General features: G+C 49.4%; 15 protein-coding genes. 11 read left to right on the forward strand and 4 right to left on the reverse strand.

Annotated elements, in window-relative coordinates; translation table 11 throughout:
- Positions 1-57 precede the first annotated feature (57 nt).
- The gene (locus DWV73_RS08555; RefSeq protein WP_117796424.1) at positions 58-1,518 is read right to left on the reverse strand and encodes a polysaccharide deacetylase family protein; all 1,461 of its coding nucleotides are present in this window, start codon (positions 1,516-1,518) and stop codon (positions 58-60) included.
- Between the two features lie 223 nt (positions 1,519-1,741).
- Here DWV73_RS08555 and DWV73_RS08560 point away from each other — a divergent pair, with 223 nt between their 5' ends.
- Complete coding sequence (locus DWV73_RS08560; RefSeq protein ID WP_242995776.1) at positions 1,742-3,208, forward strand: D-alanyl-D-alanine carboxypeptidase family protein; 1,467 nt, start codon at positions 1,742-1,744, stop codon at positions 3,206-3,208.
- Between the two features lie 190 nt (positions 3,209-3,398).
- On the opposite strand, the gene DWV73_RS08565 is transcribed toward DWV73_RS08560, so the two are convergent.
- Positions 3,399-4,415, reverse strand: coding sequence for an ABC transporter substrate-binding protein (locus DWV73_RS08565; RefSeq protein WP_117796425.1), 1,017 nt, complete (start codon positions 4,413-4,415; stop codon positions 3,399-3,401).
- A gap of 28 nt (positions 4,416-4,443) precedes the next feature.
- Positions 4,444-5,829, reverse strand: a complete 1,386-nt coding sequence (brnQ, locus tag DWV73_RS08570) for a branched-chain amino acid transport system II carrier protein (protein ID WP_117796426.1) — start codon at positions 5,827-5,829, stop codon at positions 4,444-4,446.
- 275 nt (positions 5,830-6,104) lie between these two features.
- Here brnQ and DWV73_RS08575 point away from each other — a divergent pair, with 275 nt between their 5' ends.
- From DWV73_RS08575 to DWV73_RS08615, 9 genes are all read left to right on the forward strand, one after another.
- Positions 6,105-7,007, forward strand: a complete 903-nt coding sequence (locus DWV73_RS08575; protein WP_107000149.1) for a LysR family transcriptional regulator — start codon at positions 6,105-6,107, stop codon at positions 7,005-7,007.
- A 192-nt stretch (positions 7,008-7,199) separates the two neighbouring features.
- Positions 7,200-8,615 carry a Wadjet anti-phage system protein JetA family protein gene (locus tag DWV73_RS08580; RefSeq protein ID WP_117796427.1) on the forward strand — a complete coding sequence of 472 codons (1,416 nt, stop codon included), beginning with the start codon at positions 7,200-7,202 and terminating at the stop codon, positions 8,613-8,615.
- A gap of 3 nt (positions 8,616-8,618) precedes the next feature.
- A complete protein-coding gene (locus DWV73_RS08585; protein WP_117796428.1) occupies positions 8,619-9,305 on the forward strand; it encodes a DUF4194 domain-containing protein in 687 nt (228 codons plus the stop codon).
- Entirely contained in the window at positions 9,280-12,540 is a 3,261-nt protein-coding gene (locus DWV73_RS08590) for an SbcC/MukB-like Walker B domain-containing protein (protein ID WP_117796429.1), read from the forward strand. Before DWV73_RS08585 ends, DWV73_RS08590 begins: the two co-directional genes overlap by 26 nt.
- Before the next feature lie 16 nt (positions 12,541-12,556).
- Positions 12,557-13,834 (forward strand): Wadjet anti-phage system protein JetD domain-containing protein, encoded by a 1,278-nt coding sequence (locus DWV73_RS08595; protein WP_117796430.1) that lies wholly within the window; start codon positions 12,557-12,559, stop codon positions 13,832-13,834.
- A 246-nt stretch (positions 13,835-14,080) separates the two neighbouring features.
- Positions 14,081-14,785: an FCD domain-containing protein gene (locus DWV73_RS08600; protein ID WP_107000145.1), complete on the forward strand. Its 705-nt coding sequence runs from the start codon at positions 14,081-14,083 to the stop codon at positions 14,783-14,785.
- A gap of 181 nt (positions 14,786-14,966) precedes the next feature.
- Positions 14,967-15,755, forward strand: a complete 789-nt coding sequence (locus DWV73_RS08605) for an electron transfer flavoprotein subunit beta/FixA family protein (RefSeq protein WP_022359830.1) — start codon at positions 14,967-14,969, stop codon at positions 15,753-15,755.
- Positions 15,756-15,766: 11 nt separating this feature from the next.
- Entirely contained in the window at positions 15,767-16,954 is a 1,188-nt protein-coding gene (locus DWV73_RS08610; protein ID WP_107000144.1) for an electron transfer flavoprotein subunit alpha/FixB family protein, read from the forward strand.
- 28 nt (positions 16,955-16,982) lie between these two features.
- Positions 16,983-18,389: an FAD-linked oxidase C-terminal domain-containing protein gene (locus tag DWV73_RS08615; RefSeq protein ID WP_117796431.1), complete on the forward strand. Its 1,407-nt coding sequence runs from the start codon at positions 16,983-16,985 to the stop codon at positions 18,387-18,389.
- A 213-nt stretch (positions 18,390-18,602) separates the two neighbouring features.
- Here DWV73_RS08615 and DWV73_RS08620 read toward each other — a convergent pair whose 3' ends face one another.
- Positions 18,603-19,205, reverse strand: coding sequence for a YcxB family protein (locus DWV73_RS08620; RefSeq protein ID WP_181986237.1), 603 nt, complete (start codon positions 19,203-19,205; stop codon positions 18,603-18,605).
- A 455-nt stretch (positions 19,206-19,660) separates the two neighbouring features.
- On the opposite strand from DWV73_RS08620, the gene dctP reads away from it, so the two are divergent.
- On the forward strand, positions 19,661-20,737 hold the full coding sequence (dctP, locus tag DWV73_RS08625) for a TRAP transporter substrate-binding protein DctP (protein ID WP_107000141.1): 1,077 nt from the start codon (positions 19,661-19,663) through the stop codon (positions 20,735-20,737).
- Positions 20,738-20,810: the final 73 nt, after the last annotated feature.

The following is a 20,810-nucleotide window of genomic DNA, read 5'->3' on the forward strand; positions in this document are numbered from 1 at the left end:
ATCGAACAAATGCTCGATTTCTCTTTCTTTTATTTAAAATTGGATTACAGCTTTATCTTACTCCGTCATCTTCGGCACCGGAGTAGGTCTTGACCGGTCAAATACCTCGTTGACATCAAACAGGTCACTCAAATGGTCGCCGCCGACTCCACTTTCCGGAAGGTCATAATACATCCGGTAGCCGTCGAGGTTCCGGCGCCCCTGTCGCATATAATCGTCGCCGATCTGGACGAAATACTGGGAGGAATCTACGTTACAGAAGTAACGGAATCCCTTGTTGTACAGGTACTGGAAGCGCTCGCTGCTTGTATCATACGGATGCCAGTCCCCAATATCGCTTCCAAACGGGAAGAGGATGATATCACACGGACCGGTCAGCGTTTCGACTTCATTTGCCCATTTATCGGTATCTTCACGGAATTTATCCATTGGGATCGTACCCATGTTGCGGTGGCCCCAGCTGTGGGAGGCAATTTCAAAACCGTCGTCGCGCAGGCACTGGACGACTTTTGCTGCGTTGGCGCGTTCTTCCTCAAAGTTGAAATCCGGGTGTTCCGCTTTGTACTCGTCAGTATTGTAGGCGGAATCGGTGCGGTAACCCAGGATGCCATTGTAACCGGTAAAAGCAATGCACGCTTTTGCGCCGCGGTAGGAGAAATCCGGGTGCTCTTTGATGAAATCATCCAGTAACGGCACCAGATCATAGGAACCGACGGAAACAGAACCGTCGTCCATCTTCATCTCGTTCGTTGGCTTGCCATCCTCGCCGATAATCATACGGGAGGCAAAGCCATCGCCATCCATGTATTCGTAGTAGCAGACATCATCCTGTGACATGACGAACGGTTTCTTACCTTCCGGAAGCATGATATCGCCCTCCTGGAAATGCCTGGAACCGTCCTCTGCGGTCACCTCATATGCTACATCGTGCAGACGTACCAGAACGAAACCGCGCTCATACATCGACTGGAGAATCTTCATAAATTCATCCTTGGTCGTCATGACCTGATTATAACCCTTTTCGCGGCTGTCGCCGTCAAATGCTTTCGAGGTATCCATAATCAGTGTATGGAAGAATACATGCGTTACCTTACGCGGATCAGCGCGCACCAGTGTTTCTTTGGTGGCGTTGTATTCGTCGATCGCTGCCGTCACGGACTCGTCAGATGCGTATGTACTGCTGGACAGGAGATTGATTGCCCCGTCATAGTCATAACCGTCTGCCAGAAGCTTTGCCTGAGCGATGACACCCTCGAGGCTGTCATCAGCAGGTGCAGATGCATTATCAAGGGAAATTACTCCATTTTCAGAATCCGTTTCGGTTGTCGCTGGAACCGAAGATACATGTGCTGCCGGAGAGCGGCGCACCCAGAGGAACGCGGCAATTCCAAGCAGTACAATCAGAATGCCGATTAAAATTAAATACGGAAGTTTAGAGGAACCGCCGTGCCGTCGCCTGGAACGTCCGCCACGTGCAGAAAATCCAACGCTTCCAAGGGAGGAATTTCTTCTCATCATAGTTTTCACCTTTTGTTTATTCATATTTATCTGTCGTTTTTTGCGTCAGATAGTAATAACAGGCCGAGAAAGTTTGCCACCGACTCGACACAGCAAGAAAGAGAGCGGAAAACGTTTTTATAAGCCTGTCTGTGTTCTTATAGTATACCATAAAAAGGAAAGGTGGTCTATGACAGTTTCTTACAATTCTCTTTGGCATAGGGACGGGCGGATATGCCATATCTTGAGAAGAGAGTATGTGCAGGCGGAGGAAGATATGAATGAAAAATGTATCATGCAGGGAGAGGCGTGGTATTTGAAATGGAAGCGTGTGGAAAAATGGTGTTGGTTTGTGAAAAAGAAGCTGTTTCGGGAAAAAGAATGTATGTGTTGGGACAAAGGGGGCAGAGACAGGAGAAGAGAGTATTTAAATAAAAATGCTTGGAGAGGGCTGGCAGCGATTGGTGTAGCGGTTGTGCTTACGATGGGAGAATGTGTGTCAGGCATACAGCTTGGAATTGGTAAATTGGGGGGAAGTGGTATGCTCACATCTTACGCGGAGGAACTGTGGATTCCCGTTTCAGTAACCGCAGAGACAGCGCAGGCAGCAGAAAATGCCGCTGAGCTTCCCATCCGGGCACTGGAGGCGATCCTCATGGAGGCGTCCACCGGAACTGTTTTGTATGAAAAAAATGCGGACGAGGCGCGAAATCCAGCCAGCGTGACGAAGATTATGACTCTGCTTTTGATTTTTGATGCGTTACATTCGGGAAAAATTCATTTGCAGGATGAGGTCACGACCAGCGCCCATGCGAAATCCATGGGGGGATCTCAGGTGTTTTTGGAAGAAGGGGAGGTACAGACGGTCGAAACGCTGATCAAGTGCATCGTCATTGCATCGGGAAATGATGCCAGTGTGGCAATGGCAGAGTATATCGGCGGCAGTGAGGAGGCATTTGTTGCGATGATGAACGAGCGGGCGAAAGGGCTTGGAATGGAGACAGCAAAGTTTGAGGATTGCTGTGGTCTGACGGCGTCTACGACGCACGCGATGTCGGCGCGCGACATTGCCCTCATGTCGCGGGAATTGATCACGAAGTATCCGGAAATTTTTCAGTATTCAACGATCTGGATGGAAAATATAACGCACCGGACCAAGCAGGGAGAGAAAGAATTTGGACTTTCCAATACGAATAAGCTGCTGAAAATGGTGACAAATTTTGAAGTGACGGGACTGAAAACAGGTTCTACATCGCTGGCAAAATATTGCCTGTCCGCAACCGGGCGGAAAGATGGAGTTGATCTGATTGCCGTCATTCTGGCAGCACCGGATTATAAGGCGCGGTTTGCGGATGCGGTCACATTGTTAAATTATGGGTTTGCAAATTGTCATCTTTACAAAGATGACAATCCGGGAGCTGTGCCGGAAACGATGGTGGCGGGCGGCATCCAGGAACAGGTTGCAGGACGTCTGCGAGGAACCTTTTCTTATCTTTCGATGGGAGGAGAGAATCTGGATGGAATCGAAAAAGAGTGGATGATGGAAGAATCCCGCAAAGCGCCGATTCAGGAGGGCGATGTGATCGGACATCTGGTTTACCGGCTGGATGGACGGGAATTGGGAAGTGTGGAGATAGAAGCGGCAGAAACGGTGGAGAAAGCGGGACTATGGGACTATTTTAAGAAGGTAATGGGAGTGTTTGCGGCATAGAAATAAAGAGCTGTCATGTTTGAATAGTGATACATGACAGCTTTTTTGTGTAATAGGAAATTCCTTGGAATTCCCTATTACACAAAAAGGCACTAACGTGCCAATGATGCGCACTCGCGCGAAGATGTAGGTTGTCGCAAGCGACCGCGCTCGGCGCGAGAATGTGCCAAGGCACATTCTTTTTTGCTGGTTATTCATTCTGCAATCCAGCCGCTTTTTCAGAATACGTGGTCGTTACCAGTTTTTCATAAGGAATCCGTTCCTTGAGTTCACCTGCTTCTTCCAGAATATTTTCCAGAAGCTCAAAGCTGTCCTTGTGGAAAATGGTATCATTTTTCCAGGTGTCCTGCGCTTTGTAGCGTTCAACGATGCGGGCGATTGCCGCGCGGTCTGTTTCCGGAAACTGAGGTTGGATTGTCTCGGCGATTTCGTCCGCACTGTGGGAGTTGACGTAAGCTAAGCCCTTCTGGATGGCATTCGTGAACGACTGGATAATTTCCGGATGCCTATTTAGATAGCTCTGCTTTGCACAGTAGGCGGTGTAGGGGACATAACCGGAATCGACGCCGAGCGAGGCGACAACGGTGCCATTTCCTTCGGTTTCAAGGGTGGTGGCGAAGGGCTCGAACTCGACCGTGTAATCCGCATCATTACTCGTAAACGCCGCCGCTGTCAGCCCGAAATTGATACTCTGATCGATGGTCAGGTCATTTTTTGGATCGATGCCATTTTTCTTTAAAATATACTCAAAGACCATTTCCGGCATTCCACCCGCGCGCCCGCCAAGCACCTTTTTGCCTTTCAGATCCTGCCAGGAAAAGTCTGGTTCGGCACTTCGTCCAACGAGAAAGTTTCCGGCACGCTGGGTCAGCTGGGCAAAATTGACAGCATAATCGGCGGAACCTTCCTGGTAGACATAGATACTTGCCTCTGAGCCCATGAATCCGATATCGGCATCCCCGGAGATGAGCGAGGTCATAACCTTGTCGGCACCGGCACCGTTTACGAGTGTCAGAGCGATGCCTTCATCCTTAAAATAGCCCAGCTCGATCGCGGCGTACTGTGGCGCATAAAAAATCGAGTGGGCTACCTCATTGAGTGTGACCGGTTCAAGCGCCCCGTCCGCCTCCTTCGCCTGTCCACACCCGGTCAGGGTGGTAAGCAGAGTGAGCACAGCCAGGGCAGCTGCAAATTTAGTTCGTTTCATGGTTGCCTCCTGCGGTTCGTTCATACTATTAAGATATGGGGAATACAGGAAGGTGTGAGCGGTCTGCTGATTTTTCTTTCTGTCTCCAGAGAAGTCCAATACAAAGCCCGACAAGCGACGGCAGAATCCATCCGAGGTTCAAATCAAACAGCGGAAGCGTATGTCTGGCAAATGCGATGACGGGTTCCAGATGTAGGGCAGACTGCATTTCGTCTGGCAGAGCTGCTAAAAAGTCAAAGATGGAAGCTGCCCAGGAACAAATGGTAACGCAGACATAGACTTTTTTGTTATGCTGGAATGCATTTCCAAGCAGCGCGAGGAGAATCAGCGTGATGGCTGGCGGGTAAATCAGCATCAAAACAGGAACCGAGTAAGTGATGATAGCGGACAGTCCTACATTTGACACAATGAGTGAAAAAAGGGTAAAAACGACCGCCCATGCACGGTAGGAAAGGGCATGGGGAAACAGTTTCACAAAGGTTTCCGCACAGCTCGTTACAAGCCCGATGGAGGTCTTGAGGCAGGCAAATGTGATCGCGATGGCGAGGATCCAGGTGCCCATCCGTCCAAGGTAGTAGTCTGCAATCTGGGAGAGGGCAATGCCGCCGTTTTCTGAAAGTTCGAACTGTCCCAGTGACTGTACTCCAATCAGGATGGTAAGCAGATAGATAAATGCCATCAGAAGCCCGGCCAGCATACCGGAATGCAGAACTTCTTTTGCAATGGCTGAATCTTCCTGAACGCCCATCTGGCGGATAACCGAAACAACCACGATCCCGAATGCGAGCCCGGCAATCGCATCCATGGTTTCATAGCCCTGGGAGAGCGCGGAAAAGAAAGCTCCATTCTGATAAGAGGCATCGGGAACTGCCCCTGAAACCGCGATGCTCGGATGAAGCAGGGCAGTCACAATCAGAACACCTAGAAACAGAAGAAACAGCGGATTGATGATTTTTCCGATCCAGAGCGTGATGCTGCCTGGACGAATGGAAAATACAAACACCAGCCCAAAGAAGATCAGCGAAAACAAAAGCAGCATAGTCTGCTCGGAAAGCTGTGTTCCTAAAAGAGGTCTGACTCCGGCGGTAAAGGAGGTCGTAGCGCACCGCGGAATAGCGAAAAACGGTCCGATTGTCAGGTAGAGCAGACAAGTAAAGAAATAGCTATATCTGCGTCCGATGCGGCGGGACAGATCCTGAAGTCCCTCCGAATGGGTGTTTCCGATTGCGGCAACGCCCAGGATCGGAATGCCGACGGCAGTCAGAATAAATCCAATCGTTGCCGGGAGAAACTGGCGTCCGGCAAGCTGACCGAGGTGCACCGGAAAAATCAGATTTCCGGCGCCGAAGAACATGCCGAATAAAGTTCCGGCAACTAAAAGCCGCTGCTTATGGGAAAGACAGGTCTGCGTCATAGATATTCACTCCTTTTACATGAGAATTGAAAGTTACTGTTCACGCATACGTGTCCAGTAACGGAATTTGCCGTGGCTTCGCATTTAAATACGGCAAATTCCTGCTGCCACCACGTTTTCTTACGGCACTTTCGGTTCCAAAAGTGCCTACCCGTGAACAGTAACAATTGAAAACTTTTTTGTAATCATCATTATAAAGCCTTCCTTGTGGTTTGTGAAAATCTAGTTTATAATAGAAATATGACAAAATGTAATATTCTAAAAGGAGGTGCGGCATGGATGCCAAAAAACTGGAAATATTGATGACGGCGGTAGATCTTGGAAGTTTTTCGAAAGCATCCGAGGTAGTCGGCTACACGCAGTCGGGGCTGACCCATCTGGTGGACAGCCTGGAGCGGGAGATTGGATTTCCGTTGATCCGCCGCAGTTACAGCGGCATCGCGCTGACGGAGGCGGGAGAAAACCTGTTGCCGGATATCCGCCAGTTTTTGCAGGCAAATGCCACCCTGGAAAATAAGATTCAGGCGGTGCGGGAACAGCAGGAGGAGTCGATCCGTGTGGCGGCATATGCGAGCATCGCGATGTACTGGATGCCGGAGATTTTATACCGGTTCCGCCGCCTCTGCCCGAAGGTGGACGTTGATCTCCGCATGGTCGATCATGCGCTGGAACCATTTGAATTATTACAGAGCGGAAAGACGGATGTCATTTTTGCGAGCAGACAGAAAGAACCGAAATGCGAGTGGATTCCGCTGTATCATGAACTTTTGTATGCGATTCTGCCAAAGCAGTATCCCTTAAATGGGCGCAAAGAATTTCCGCTGCGTGAATTTGAAGGAAAAGATTTCCTGATGCCTTACGGGCGGTTTGACATCGATGTACACGCCGCATTTGCAAAAGAGGGAGTCAGGGCAAAGGAGCAGTCTGTCTATGTGGATGATGAGACGGTGATCCGCATGGTGGGAAAAGGGCTGGGCATTTCAATGATGTCTGAACTGATGATCCGCGGAAATACTGAAGATGTCTACTGCGTTCCGGTTTCCCCGACCTGCATCCGGGAAATAGGAATGGGTATGAAGCCGGGGGCGGAGGAAAGTGAAAGCATTGCGAAGCTGACGAAATGTGTGATGCAGTTTGTGAGTACGTTAAATAAAGGAAGAAACGTCTCTTTGAAATAACCGGAATCAAAGTCCAAACAGTCCCAGCCTTGCCATTTTCCCGGTATAGAGTATATAATTATTAAGAAGAAACGACTGAGACTGCCGGCTTTTCGTTTTTTGGAAGAGCTGGTAGTTAGGTGTTTTCAGATATTGAAATATTCAGGAAAATCAGAAACATAAATACAGATAAATATATGGAAGGAATACACCGTGAGTATAAATAAAAACCTTTTTGACGCTCTCCCAATCGGCTTTTTCAACTGCCTGGCAAGCGGTAGCAGCAACCGCATTTATTCGGACTGCCTTCTGCTCATTTATCATGAGTATGACCGGGAGATCACCTACCGCATTGCCCGCAGCCGCATCCGGGATGCGCTTGCCATCTATCTTCTGGAAAATCACATTGATTATTTGGACGATGAGATGACAACCGACCGGAATTACAACCAGCTTGCCAATTCCGTGATCCGCAAATTCTGCTCGAAAGAGGTCGGATGGCTGGAGGAGGATACGGACGATGCGACGTATGAGAAGCATATCATGATGACGGAGCAGGGCGTCTTTCTGGCAGAATTTCTCCAGAAGATGATGAAGCCGGAGTGGGAAGAATTTTCAAGTTATATTTTCAATATTTATAATATTTTGCAGAATCCCGACCAGTGGGAACCGGATATCTATGTCAATGCGTTGCGCTCGGTCTACCGCAACGCGAAACAGCTCTCCGGTGCGCTCAAGCGCCTGGCGACCTTTATCAAAAAAATCATCGAGCGGATGGTGCGCGAGGAAAGCCTGGAAAGTCTGACCGAGAACGTCCTCGAATACTGTGAGGGCGATTTTATCCGCGAGTACGCGCGTCTGACGAAACAGCAGAATATTCATATGTACCGTTCCTTTATCCGGTCAAAGCTGGAAGCGATGCAGAACCGGCAGGAGCTGTTTGAGGGCCTGGTGGCGGGATGCGCGAAGGAAGAAGAACTGGAACACATTGAGGCGGAGAATAAGGTGCTGGATATGATCCAGACGATTCTGCAGTTTTTCTCAGTCGATTACGACGAGATCATGCGGGATATCAAGCATAAAATTAATATCTATTTACAGATTGCGATTGGACGCGCGAGATTTCTTCAAAACCGGGACAGCGATGTGCGCGGGCATGTCGAGCAGACGATCCGCGTGATTGCGGCGGAGATGAACACACTCGGTTGGAAGGAAGAACTGCCGGAGTCGATGAACGGGTTGTTTTTGCTGGAAAATAATGAGTTTATCGATACCGACTCGATCCGCTATCCGCGACGGGAGCAGATGATCCGCGAGGCAACCTATGCAAAGCTGGAAGAAATGACACAGGAGGACATCGACCGTGCGAGGGAGGCACAGGAGAGGGAGGCAGAGAACCCGTATTCGAAGGATAAGATGAAGAATTATCTGGAGGCGCTTTTAGGAGATCGGACGGAGATATCCAGCGAGGAGGTTCCGATGAAGAGCAAGCGGGATCTTTTAAGCGCGCTCTCGGCGGTTGCCTATGGTTCAGAAAATGGGTATGAGATACAGGCGGAGGATGGTTATCTGGAAACGCAGCAGATGCTTCTGCGGCGCTTTAAAATCGAACGCCGGAAGGAGAAATAAAACATGGGATTTGAAGAAATATGGAATGAATATACATCCTCTGAGAAGGACATGTTTCAGAAAAGTGTCAGGCGTCTTCTGAAGCAGACCTTTATCGTGCGCGACCGTGACGAGGACAGCAAAAAAGCGTACTATTTTGTCTCCAAGCGTTCGGAACCATTTTCAGCGTACCTGGGATATATCGGATACGATATTGTAATTGACCGGGAAAATGGCGTGATTATGCTGCAGAACTGCCGGGATCTCGGCGAGAATGGAAAACTGCAGATCAACCATGTGACACTCAAAAAGATGGAGAGTGTGGTTTTATGCTGCCTCTGGACTCTCTATGCGGACCGGGTGCGTTCTGGAAGTCTTTCGAAAAATATTGAGATTTCGGTGACCGATCTGCGCTATGAGATGGAAAAATACGGCATTCGGGATCAGATTGACAAGAGCAGTTTTGCATCGATTCTGACGCTGTTTACCAAATATCAGCTTCTGCAGGTGATTGGAAAGCTCGGCGAGGAGGACTGCCGGATCTGTCTTTATCCGTCGATGCAGTTTGTGCTGGAACCACAGGAGTTTGGCAAATTTGTGGAAAATGTCAACCGGCGGATGCAGGAAAAGTGGAGCCGTGAGGACGAATGGGAAACGGAGCTGACAAAAGAGGAGGAAGACGGCGATGAAGAATCAGACGATCATGAATAGGAAATCGGCGAAAAAACTTTTGATGGTCCAGTGGTCGCGTTTCCAGAATGTCTGTATCGAGCTGGAAGGTTCGACCCTGGTGACCGGTGTCAACGGAAGCGGAAAATCGACGGTGCTTGATGCGATGACCTATCTCCTGACGGGCAACACGCAGTTTAACAAGGCGGCGAAGGACCGAGACCGGACGGTGCTTGGCTATGTGCGCGGCGACACGCGCAGTAATGGTGAGGCGCGTTATTTGAGAAATGGCAGCGTTGTCAGCTATATTGCGATGGAATTTTCCGATCCGACGCTGGGAGTGCCGCTCACGGTCGGAGTATGCATTGAGTCTCCAAGTGAGTCTGGAAAGCCGGTCAGCAGCTGGTTTATCTGTCCAGGGGCGGCGATTGACGATATCGATTTTACACGGATTGAGGGAAATGCACTCCGCATCACGCCGAAAAATGAGCTGACAGTGAATGGCGAGGCGATGAAGCTTTCCTCTTTTATGGGACGGGACCGCGGCACGGAGGCGGTACTCCGGGCGCTGGGACTCCGCGTGGACGCAGCCAAATACCGGACAAAGCTTCTGAAAATGATGGCATTTAACCCGGAAAATAATATCGATCAGTTTATTCAGGACTGTGTCCTGGAACCGGGAAAAGTCCAGTCGCTGGAGGAACTGCGCGAGCAGAAGCGCCAGTTTGAGCGCCTGCGGGAACTCTATGAGAGTCTCAGACAGGGCAAAATCCAGCTCGAAGAGGTGCTTCGCCAGAGTGATGAATACGAGAAGAAAAAGCGGGTACTCCGCATCCGGGAGCTGATGCTTTCGTACCAGGCGCTCCGGGAGAAGGAAGAGGAAGAAAAGCAGACGAAAAACCGTTATCAGGCTTTAAAAGACCAGTACGGGCGCCTGACCGAGCGGGCGGGAGAGCTCGCAAGACAGCAGGAAGCCGCACAGGAACGCCTGCGAATTGCAGAAAATAACGATATGGTCAAGGGAATGCAGGAAAGCCTGGATTCCCTGAAACGCCAGATCGAGGAAGCGGATCGTGAGAAAAAGAACTGGGAGGACAAGCTGGCGCAGATTTTGAAATTGAAGAAGAAGATAAGCGCGCTTATCAAGCTTCTGGAAGCAGATCTTCCGTCCTTATCCTCGGAAAACACCTATCTGGAGACACTGGAACAGGCGGATGGGGAGACGGCGAAGAAGCGGGAGGCGTTTGACGCATTCCGCGAGAAGGTGCACCGTCAGGACGGCATCTATGAGGAAAATAAGATCCACCTGCAGGATCAGTGTAAAGAGCGCGAAAAAGAGATAGGGGCGCTGCAGGAGAAGATCCGCCGTCTGGAATCGAATATCCTTGTGTTCCCGGCGGAGGTGGAAAATGCCCGGAATAAGATTCAGAGAGGGTTGGAAAAACAGGGTATCCAGACCGAGGTCCACATTTTTGCCGAATTGGTCCAGGAGGTGACCGCTCCGGAGTGGAGAAAGGCGGTTGAGACATTTCTGGGAAGAAAGCGTTTCTATATCATCGTGGACGGCGCGCACTGCCATAAGGCGATGCAGATTTTACAGAAAGAGCGGATCTATGATGGAAATGTCGTGATCACGGATAAGCTTCCGGAAACAGAGGCGGTGGAAGGTTCCGCGGCGGAGATTCTGCGGATCCCGAACGTCTATGCGAGACGTTACGCCAATTATCTGTTAAACGGCATTCATCTCTGTGAAAATCTGGAAGAGCTGCATGAATACCCGAAGGGCGGACTCATGCGGGATGGCATGCTGGCGAAGAGCTATGCGGTTGCGATGATGGATATGAGACGGACCGAGCTGTGTCTCGGCGCAGACGCGATCCGCTGCCAGCTGGAACAGTCCAGAAAGGAACTGGAAGAATTACAGGTGGTTCAGCAGGCGGATAAAGAAATGCTTTCACAGGTCATCAAGTGCCGCGATGCGATCAAGGAGATCGACTGGGACGGCGGACACTACGATTTCGGCGCGGCATATGGGCTGAAGGACTGCAAAAAGCGCAGGGACAGCCTGGTAAAGGACCGCGAGGAGATAGAGGCAAATCCGGACTTTACCGCAGTGCTGAAAGAGCTGGAGACGGCGGGACGGCTGGCACGCGAGGCAAATGAGAGTGTGAATCAGAACCAGAGTGAGCTCGGCGGCTGTAAGAATGATTTAAAGACCTGCGAAGGAACACTGAGCCGTATCAGCACGGAGATCTATTTATGCCAGAAGGCATATGAGGAAAAATGCCTTGTCAACATGGAACTCAAAGAGGCGATGCTGGAGGAATATAACCGCGAGAGCGAGAAGCGCGGCACGATCCGCGTGACGACACAGCTTTCCATTGACAAGAGCAAAAATATGCTGGCAGAGCGGGAACGTCAGCTGGAGGATGCACAGCTTGCATATTGTCGTCTGGCGGGAATCGACGTCGGAAAGCGCGGCATCGGCTACATCCCGTGGTACCGGGAAGAATACCGGAACCTGGCGCACGTCAAGGTGGAGGAAGCCCAGCAGAGGCTGCAGGAGCAGGCAGGACGGCTGGAGAGCGCGTTTATGAACGATTTCGTGGCGGAGATTGACGAGAATGTCCGCGAGGCAAAACGTGAGATGGACGCGATCAACCGCGAACTGCGCCGTATGCCGTTTGGCAACGATACCTACAAGTTCGTGATGAAAGAAAAGCCAGACCGCGCTCTCTTCTTCCGCATCTGCAAGCGTCTGGAAAAATATATGAGTTCCCCGCAGGTCTATATGAATTCGGCGCGCGACGACGAGGAGATGGAGAATGATATTCAGGAGTTTATGAGTATCATTCTGGCGGAAGAAGATGAGTGGGAATACACGGATTACAGGAGATATTTTTCTTACGATATGGAGATCAGCAGCCGTCAGGGGCAGACCGAGATCACGGCAGAGTTATCGAAAAAACAGGGTTCCGCCAGCAACGGAGAGAAGCAGACCCCGTATTTCATCATTCTGGCGGCGAGTCTTTTGCAGTGCTATCCGGCAAACACCTGCTGCGCCCGTCTGGCATTCATCGACGAGGCATTCTCGGCGCTGTCGAGAGAGCGGATCGAGCAGATGGTCCGTTATTTCGAAGAAAATCACTTCCAGGTATTTTATGCAGCTCCGCCGGAGAAGATCAACAGTATCGGTCAGTTCATCGATTCAACCGTCAGCCTCATCGTGACAGGACGGTATACGAATGCGGTAGAAGGATTGGTGAAGCAGGCATAGGGAAAGAGGAGAAAAAATGGCGGATCGGAAAGAGTGGAAAGAACAGCTTTTAAGTAAATTGCTGGATCAATACGAAAAAAGCGTCACCTATGTCGGTGAAAATAAGGTAAAACAAGTGTTTTCGGTCAAACCATCCGATATTTTCAAGGGCTACAACGAAGATTTTCTCCCGCCGGAACAGCTTTTCCAGGAAAAAGAATTTGAACGACTGATCCGTCAGATGGAATCGGGGGGACTTATTCATGTAGTTCCTCCGAATACTGGTATTCTCCGTCAGATCTGTGCCGTCCCGGAACGCTGGAAAGATTACTATACCTGCCTGAACCGGACGGAAAAGAATATTCTAAAAAAACAGTTGGAAGAAGTTTACCATCGCTTCTGCCAGTGCGATTTATTGGAAGCATATGGAAAAGAAAAGCTTCAGACACTGAAAAACAGCCGTGCGAAAAAGCTGGATGAAAAGAAAGTAGAAAAAGAGATAACCGAGGCAGAAGCTATCTGGAATCTGGTGCAATTTTTAAAAGAAAATCAGGAAAAGCAGAGAACTACGCTGGAGCGGGAAATGTCAGAGGCAGTTCTGCATGACAGTAAACAGTGGGAAAAGATATATCGGAAAAAGGTGTGTGGGATTTTGGAGCACACAGGACGGTATGATGAACCGCTTGCGGAGCTGGAAGAAGAACGGGAGCGTCAGACGGCGCTTCTGGAGGAATTTTACATTTATTCCAATCCGGCGTATATCTATCTGAAAGGGGATGCGCGGATCTGCCTTGAAGATGGACGCGAACTTCGGATTTATCACGATCTGCCGATGTCGATCCCTTTTGAGACATTCCAGAAGGCAAAAAGCATCCACATCCGGGATGCAGCGCTGATGACGGTGGAAAATCTGACCTCGTTTCACCGGCTGGAGCGGGAACATATATTTTACCTGTTTCTGAGTGGTTACCATACCCGCACGAAACAGGCGCTTTTGCAGCGGATCGCCAGAGAAAATCCGGGACTTTCCTGGTATCATTTTGGAGATCTTGATCCAGACGGCCTGGCGATCGCGGGACATCTGATCCGAAAGACGGGACTGCCGTTTCAGCTGTGCGCGATGGGCGTGCGGGAATTGCAGCGGTTTCAGACGTATACAAAGCCATTGGAAGCACCCGATCGGTCGAAGGCGGAAGCGATGATAAAACAGGGCAGCAGATATGCGGGGATATTGCGGTATATGTTGGAGCACAACTGTAAATTGGAGCAGGAGATTATAAGCTGGCAGGAGACGAGGCTGGAGAGTTTTCTGTAAAAAGAATCTTTTCGGTTCAATCCGGATTTTTATCTCAGTCGAGAAGACTCCCACCTCTTCAGGTGGTGAGTAATAGCAAATTTGTCTCAGTGGGAGTTGGGTCTCCGACTGAGATAAACGCTCCGCGAGGATGCGCTGTGATTCTGATAGGAATATGTCAGCTTCGCTGACCAGAATCACGCGCCAAGTCTCACGGACGTTCGACTTGAAATATGATAAAGACAAAGTGAAAGGAATGCAGCGTCTATGGAAAAACAGGAAAAAGCCTACAAAGGCGTCATCGAATATTTCAAGAACCGCATCATGGCGGGCGAGCTGCGTCCGGGGGAGAAGCTTCCTCCGGAGCGGGAGATTGCGCAGATGCTGGAAGTCAGCCGCAATTCCGTCCGGGAAGCGCTGCGGATCATGGATATGACGGGAGTGATTTCCTCCCAGCAGGGCTCGGGGAATTACATCACTTGTGAATTTCAGAAAAGCATTGCGGAGACGATGGGGATGATGTTTGCTATGTCCCAGATTAATTATCAGCAGATCAGCCAGATCCGCTATGCGCTGGAACAGCAGGCGTTTGCTCTGGCGGTTGAACATGCGTCGGAGAGCCAGATGGACGCGCTGGAAGAACTGGTAAAGCGTCTTGACCGGAGCATGGACGAGCAGGAAAACGCCCGGATTGACAAACAGATCCATTTTACACTGGCGCTGGCGTCGGGAAATGTGCTGCTGCTCAATATTTTAGAGGCGTGTTCCGGCGTGATCGATACCTTCATCCGGAATATGCGCGCGGAAATTCTGCGAACAAAAGAGGCGAAAGAAGCACTGAATCTCTGTCACCGGCAGATTGCGGAAGCGCTGCGGAACAAAGATAATGCAGCGGGGAAGGATGCACTGGACCGGCATTTCCGGATGATAGATGAAATTTTGGAAAAACATGAAAAAACACATTCTATGTGAAAAGATAAACAATCGTTGACAACTAGAACGCAGCCTACTATACTAACGAATAAAGAAAATTGGTTCTACCAAAATTCTTTTTCTTTTCAATAAATTGGTAGAACCAATATGCGGATTAAAAATTCTTTACATCCATCATTTAAAGATTTTTACAAAGCATCCATATGAAGGAGGAAACAGAATGAAGATTCTTGTCTGTATCAAACAGGTACCGGAAAGCAATAAAGTAGAAGTCGATCCGGTTACCGGCGTGCTGAAACGAGACGGCGCGGCTTCGAAGATGAACCCATACGATCTGTACGCGCTGGAGACGGCGTTCCGGATCAGGGAAGAAGTGGGCGGAAGTGTTCACGTCATTTCCATGGGACCGCCGCAGGCGCAGCAGGTGATCCGCGAGGCATTTGCGATGGGCGCGGACGGCGGAACGCTTTTATCGGATCGCAAATTTGGCGGTGCGGATGTACTGGCGACCAGCTATACACTTGCGCAGGGCATCAAGAGCTGCGGCGATTTTGACCTGATCCTCTGCGGCAAACAGACAACGGACGGCGACACCGCGCAGGTTGGTCCGGAGATCTCCGAGTGGCTGAATATCCCGAGCGTGGCAGATGTTGTCAAGATCAATCAGATTGATGAGGACGGCATCACCGTCAGCATGGATCTGCCGGAAGAGGTCGAGGTGGCGAAAGTGCAGTTCCCGTGTCTCTTAGCCGTTGACAAGGATATTTTCCAGCCAAGACTTCCTTCGTATGTCCGGAAAATGAACACGAAAGACCGTGAAATCCGGATTCTTTCCTTGGCGGATATGGATGATAAAGACGCGATGCACTATGGACTCAATGGTTCCCCGACGCAGGTTCAGCGCATTTTCCCACCGGCTGTCAATGACAAAAAGGAAATGTGGGACGGAAGCGGCGAAGAGCTGGCGGACCGGCTGTATCAGAAGATCGTGGATATGAAATTCGTGTAGGAGGTGGAATCATGGCTGAGTTAATCATACATCAGGACAAAATCCCGGATAATCAGGAACTTATCAAGCTCTGTCCGTTCGGGGCGATGGAAGAAAAAGACGGAAAGGTGACGATCAGCGCCGCCTGTAAAATGTGCCGTCTCTGCGTGAGAAAAGGTCCGAAGGGCGCGGTTGAATATGTAGAAGACGCGGTAAAACCGAGCGTCGATAAGAGTGCATGGAAGGGCATTGCCGTTTACGTAGATCACGTGGATGGAAAGGTGCATCCGGTTACATTGGAGCTTCTTGGAAAAGCGAGAGAACTTTCCAAGGTAACGGGACATCCGGTTTACGCCCTGTTTATGGGAAATGAAATCGAAGCGGCTGCACACGAACTGCTTCATTATAATGTAGATAAAGTATTCGTCTATGATGCACCGGAACTGGCACGTTTCCAGATCGAGCCGTACACGGCAGTTTTTGAAAACTTCATCCAGACAGTAAAACCATCGTCTATTCTCGTCGGTGCGACCACGGTCGGCAGACAGCTGGCGCCGCGTGTGGCTGCCCGTATGAAGACAGGTCTGACCGCGGATTGTACGATCCTGGAAATGGATGAAAATACTGATTTATCCCAGATCCGACCGGCTTTTGGCGGCAATATCATGGCGCACATCAAGACCCCGAACCACCGTCCGCAGATGGCGACCGTGCGCTATAAGATCATGAACGCACCGGAGCGTGCCGAGAAAGAGAGCGGTGAGATTGTGGTCTGTACAATTGAGAAGGAAAAACTGCTTTCCCACGTGAGGGTTCTGGATATCGTAGAAAAGCCGAAGGAAACCTTTATCGAAAATGCTGACGTCCTGGTGGTAGCCGGACGAGGCGTGAAGAAGCCGGAAGATTTGAAAATGCTGGAAAAACTGGCAGATCTGCTGGGAGGTCAGCTTGCCTGCACCCGTCCGATGGTGGAAGCCGGATGGCTGGATGCCAAGTGCCAGATCGGTCTGAGTGGCCGTACGGTCCGCCCAAAACTCATCATCACCTGCGGCGTGTCCGGTGCGGTCCAGTTTACTGCCGGCATGAATCACGCGGAGACGATCGTCGCGATCAATAAAGATCCGAAAGCGCCGATTTTCAAGACGGCACATTACTGCCTGACTGGTGATCTCTATGAGATTCTCCCGAGACTGATTGAGAAGATTGAGATGGGAAGATAAAGATTCACAGGAAGGAGAGCAGGATATCATGGGAAATTACAAGAAAATAGATAAAGATGATATTTTATATATAAAAAACACAATTCAGGATGACGAGCGTGTCCTCGTAGGTGAAAATATCAACGAAGAGTACAGCCACGATGAGCTGAGCGGCACCAGCAGTTATCCGGATGTGGTGGTAAAGGCAAAATCAGCCGAAGAGATCGCGGCGATCATGAAATATGCATACGAAAATACGATTCCGGTGACACCGAGGGGCGCCGGAACGGGTCTGGTTGGTTCTTCGGTTCCGATGGAACATGGCATCATGATCGATACCACCCTGATGAACCAGATTCTCGAATTGGATGAGGAAAACCTGACGGTCACGGTGGAACCGGGCGTCCTTTTGATGGAATTGTCCGCCTATGTAGAAGATCACGATTTCTTCTACCCGCCGGATCCGGGTGAGAAATCAGCGACCATCGGCGGCAACATCAGCACGAATGCGGGCGGTATGCGTGCGGTCAAATACGGTGTGACGAGAGACTATGTCATGGGGCTGGAAGTGGTTCTGCCGGATGGCACGATCACTCAGTTTGGAGGCAAAGTCGTAAAGAATAGTTCAGGCTATGACTTGAAAGATCTGATTATTGGTTCCGAGGGAACGCTTGGCTTTATTACCAAGGCGATCTTAAAGCTTCTGCCACTTCCGAAGCGTGTCATCAGCCTTCTGATCCCGTTCCCGACCCTGAAACAGGCGATCGACACCGTCCCGGTTATCATCAAATCTAAGACGATCCCGACCGCGATCGAGTTCATGCAGCGGGAAGTGATTGAAGACGCCGAGGAGTATTTAGGAAAAGCGTTCCCGGATAAACAGTCGGATGCGTATCTGCTTTTGAAATTTGATGGTAATTCCACCAAGGAGATCGAAGAAGCGTATGACAAGGTGGCCAAACTCTGCCTGGAACAGGGCGCACTGGACGTGCTGATTTCCGATACCCAGGAGCGTGAGGAATCCATCTGGAAAGCCAGAGGTGCTTTCCTGGAGGCAATCAAGGGATCCACGACTTACATGGATGAGGTCGATATGGTTGTTCCGAGAAGCCGCGTCAATGAGATGGTGACGTATCTGCACGATCTCCACAATGAGATTGATATCCGCATCAAGAGCTTCGGTCATGCGGGCGACGGAAATCTGCACGCCTACATCCTGAAAGACGATTTGAGTGATGAAGAGTGGGAAAAACGGATGTCTGCTGCAATGGAGAAGATCTATCAGAAGGCCCATGAACTCGAAGGTCAGGTGTCCGGCGAGCACGGCATCGGATATGCGAAAAAGCCGTATTTAAGAGAATCCCTGCCGGAGAAGAACCTGGATCTGATGAACGGAATCAAGAAAGTGTTTGATCCGAAGAATATTCTGAATCCGCATAAGGTGGCGCAGAGATAGAAGAAAATAACTGCATTGATATTTTTTAGCCACAAGTGTTGCAAAAACGTTTGAGCACCACGCGGTAAGGCTGATTCTAGGAACTGCAGAAGATTTTTGGCAGAAAAACAGAATAGAACAGCAGTTTTTTGAGAAAGCCACGATCTGAATCAAAGAGTTCAAATCGTGGCTTTTTAGAGTTGTTGAACTATTTTATAGTTTATATCTATCGACCTATCTTTTCTTCTTCAACGCCTGCATCACCCGAACCAGCGGAATCGTCTTCCTGTAAATCCGTTTCCCACTCTTATTTTCCAAAAAATCCCGAAACGCGCCAATTGCTTTCAAATTTTGGCTCTCATCCGAATTTGAACGGGACCCCGCGCTTGCGTCAATCCCCTTTTTCGGCACCATATACCCGCCGTAGGAATCGCGGAACAGATAGAAATAATCGCGGTCCTCACCCAGCTTTTCAAATTCATTGTAAGCCAGTGTGCTTTCGCGGGTGTTTTTCGGAAGAGAATAGACTTCCAGATGATTTTCACGGAATTCATAGCGAGACGCCGGGAACGGCATGCCGCTTTTTTTGATCTGTTCGGCGAGCTTGTGGGCGGTGTGGTTGGCGGAGCTGTAGGTGCTGGTCGTCAGATAGCAGCCGTAGGCGGCTAAGAGGATGCCCCACCACTCGCTTAGATTGATGATACCTCCGGCGATGAACAGGATGCTTAAAATTGTCCGCGTGATCCGGTTGGAAGCGCAGAAGAGATCGTACTGCATCCGGGACAGGGATTCGAAGGTTTTTTCGTTGTGGTGCATTTCTATCTTATAGTAAATCATGGTAAGCCCTTTCATATAAAAAATCAATCATCACCTATATAAAAACAGTATATAGAAGCATAGAAAATATCTTAAGAAGTAGTATACTGTTTCTTCCCTGTTTCCGCAACTGGATCTGTTAAATCTGTAATGTTGATAAAAAATAAACAAGATTGTTACAAAAATATCACACAAAAATCGACTAAAATCGAGAAAAAATTATATAATTTCGACAAAATAGCTTGCCTAATCGTAAAATAAGTGTTAAAATTAGGTAAAAGATGAATAAAGAACCAAAAGCAGAGACGAAGAGATGCGCCATGGTTAGAAACAGCTGGAAAAGACTGTTTTTTAAAAATGGTGCTATTTTTTTGCCTAAATGCTGAAATGGTAATTTATTTAGAAAGTAGTAGAAACTGTTGATGAACCGGTCAGAAAGATGACTGGGGGAGGTTAAGAAAAAGGAGAGAAAACGTATGAGAAAAGTATTATCAGTAGTACTGGCAGCGACGATGGCGATGAGCCTGGCGGCCTGCGGCGGTAGCGGCGCAAAGACTGACACAAAGGCAGCAGACGCAGGAACGGCAGCAGGTGACGAGGCATCTGCAGATGATTACTACATCACCATCAAGTTTTCCAACGTATTCCAGCCGGCAGAGTGGAACTACAAAGCCAGCGAATATCTGGCAGACCTAGTAAAAGAGAAGACCGATGGTCATATCACTCTGGAGTATTACGGACAGAACCAGCTTGACTGCTATGCGGAGTCTGTAGCACAGGCACACAACGGCGCTGTCTGGATGGGTCTGGAGGAGCCGTCCTACTTTGCTGATTACATCGGCGATTACAACGTATTAGTTGGACCGATGCTTTACAAGAACAATGCAGAGTATAATGCAGTGATGGATTCTGATATTGTAAAAGATCTGAATGCAAAACTGGCAAGCGAGCACAACATCCACGTTCTGGATACACATTATTCGTTCGGATTCAGAAGCGTATGTACGAACAAGGTAGTTGAGAAACCGGCTGACTTAAATGGTCTGATCATGCGTTCGACCGAGTCTCCGCTGTTTGTTAAGACGATTACCTGTCTGGGTGCTACCCCGTCTGCAATGAGCTTTACGGAGTGCTTATCTGCTATGTCCAGTGGTGTTGTTGATGGTTTCGAAGGTTCCATCTCCACCCTGAAGGATACAGGTGCTTATGAGTACACCAAGAAAGTTGCAAACACGAACCACTTCATCGCAACCCGTTGGTTATTCATGGCTGAGGACGTATATCAGTCCATCCCGGAAAAATGGAGAAACATCCTGGATGAGTGCTGTGTAGAAGCTGGTAAGTGGGAGCAGGAAAATGCTGAGAACGACGAAGCTTCCATGATCGAGTTCCTGAAAGACAAAGGCGTTGAGTGGAACGATGTAGATATTGACGCATTCACAGAGGCTTGTGCTCCAGTTTATGACTGGATCGTAGACGAGTACGGCGCAGATCCGGAACTTCATCAGAAACTGGTTGATTTCCTGAATGACTACCGTGCAAAGAACGAATAACGTAGATTGTTCCGAACAAATACAGTATTTTAAAGCAATTATGAAATGGTAAAACGTAACGGTTATCAGAACC

Source organism: Clostridium sp. AF12-41, assembly GCF_003461685.1.
Taxonomy (GTDB): Bacteria; Bacillota; Clostridia; order Lachnospirales; family Lachnospiraceae; genus Otoolea; species Otoolea fessa.

Excerpts from the sequence above, each read along its gene's own strand:
- DWV73_RS08555 (WP_117796424.1), bottom strand. The coding sequence starts at position 1,518 with ATGATGAGAAGAAATTCCTCCCTTGGAAGCGTTGGATTTTCTGCACGT.
- DWV73_RS08565 (WP_117796425.1), bottom strand. The coding sequence starts at position 4,415 with ATGAAACGAACTAAATTTGCAGCTGCCCTGGCTGTGCTCACTCTGCTT.
- brnQ (WP_117796426.1), bottom strand. The coding sequence starts at position 5,829 with ATGACGCAGACCTGTCTTTCCCATAAGCAGCGGCTTTTAGTTGCCGGA.
- DWV73_RS08575 (WP_107000149.1), top strand. The coding sequence starts at position 6,105 with ATGGATGCCAAAAAACTGGAAATATTGATGACGGCGGTAGATCTTGGA.
- DWV73_RS08585 (WP_117796428.1), top strand. The coding sequence starts at position 8,619 with ATGGGATTTGAAGAAATATGGAATGAATATACATCCTCTGAGAAGGAC.
- DWV73_RS08590 (WP_117796429.1), top strand. The coding sequence starts at position 9,280 with ATGAAGAATCAGACGATCATGAATAGGAAATCGGCGAAAAAACTTTTG.
- DWV73_RS08595 (WP_117796430.1), top strand. The coding sequence starts at position 12,557 with ATGGCGGATCGGAAAGAGTGGAAAGAACAGCTTTTAAGTAAATTGCTG.
- DWV73_RS08600 (WP_107000145.1), top strand. The coding sequence starts at position 14,081 with ATGGAAAAACAGGAAAAAGCCTACAAAGGCGTCATCGAATATTTCAAG.
- DWV73_RS08605 (WP_022359830.1), top strand. The coding sequence starts at position 14,967 with ATGAAGATTCTTGTCTGTATCAAACAGGTACCGGAAAGCAATAAAGTA.
- DWV73_RS08610 (WP_107000144.1), top strand. The coding sequence starts at position 15,767 with ATGGCTGAGTTAATCATACATCAGGACAAAATCCCGGATAATCAGGAA.
- DWV73_RS08615 (WP_117796431.1), top strand. The coding sequence starts at position 16,983 with ATGGGAAATTACAAGAAAATAGATAAAGATGATATTTTATATATAAAA.
- DWV73_RS08620 (WP_181986237.1), bottom strand. The coding sequence starts at position 19,205 with ATGATTTACTATAAGATAGAAATGCACCACAACGAAAAAACCTTCGAA.
- dctP (WP_107000141.1), top strand. The coding sequence starts at position 19,661 with ATGAGAAAAGTATTATCAGTAGTACTGGCAGCGACGATGGCGATGAGC.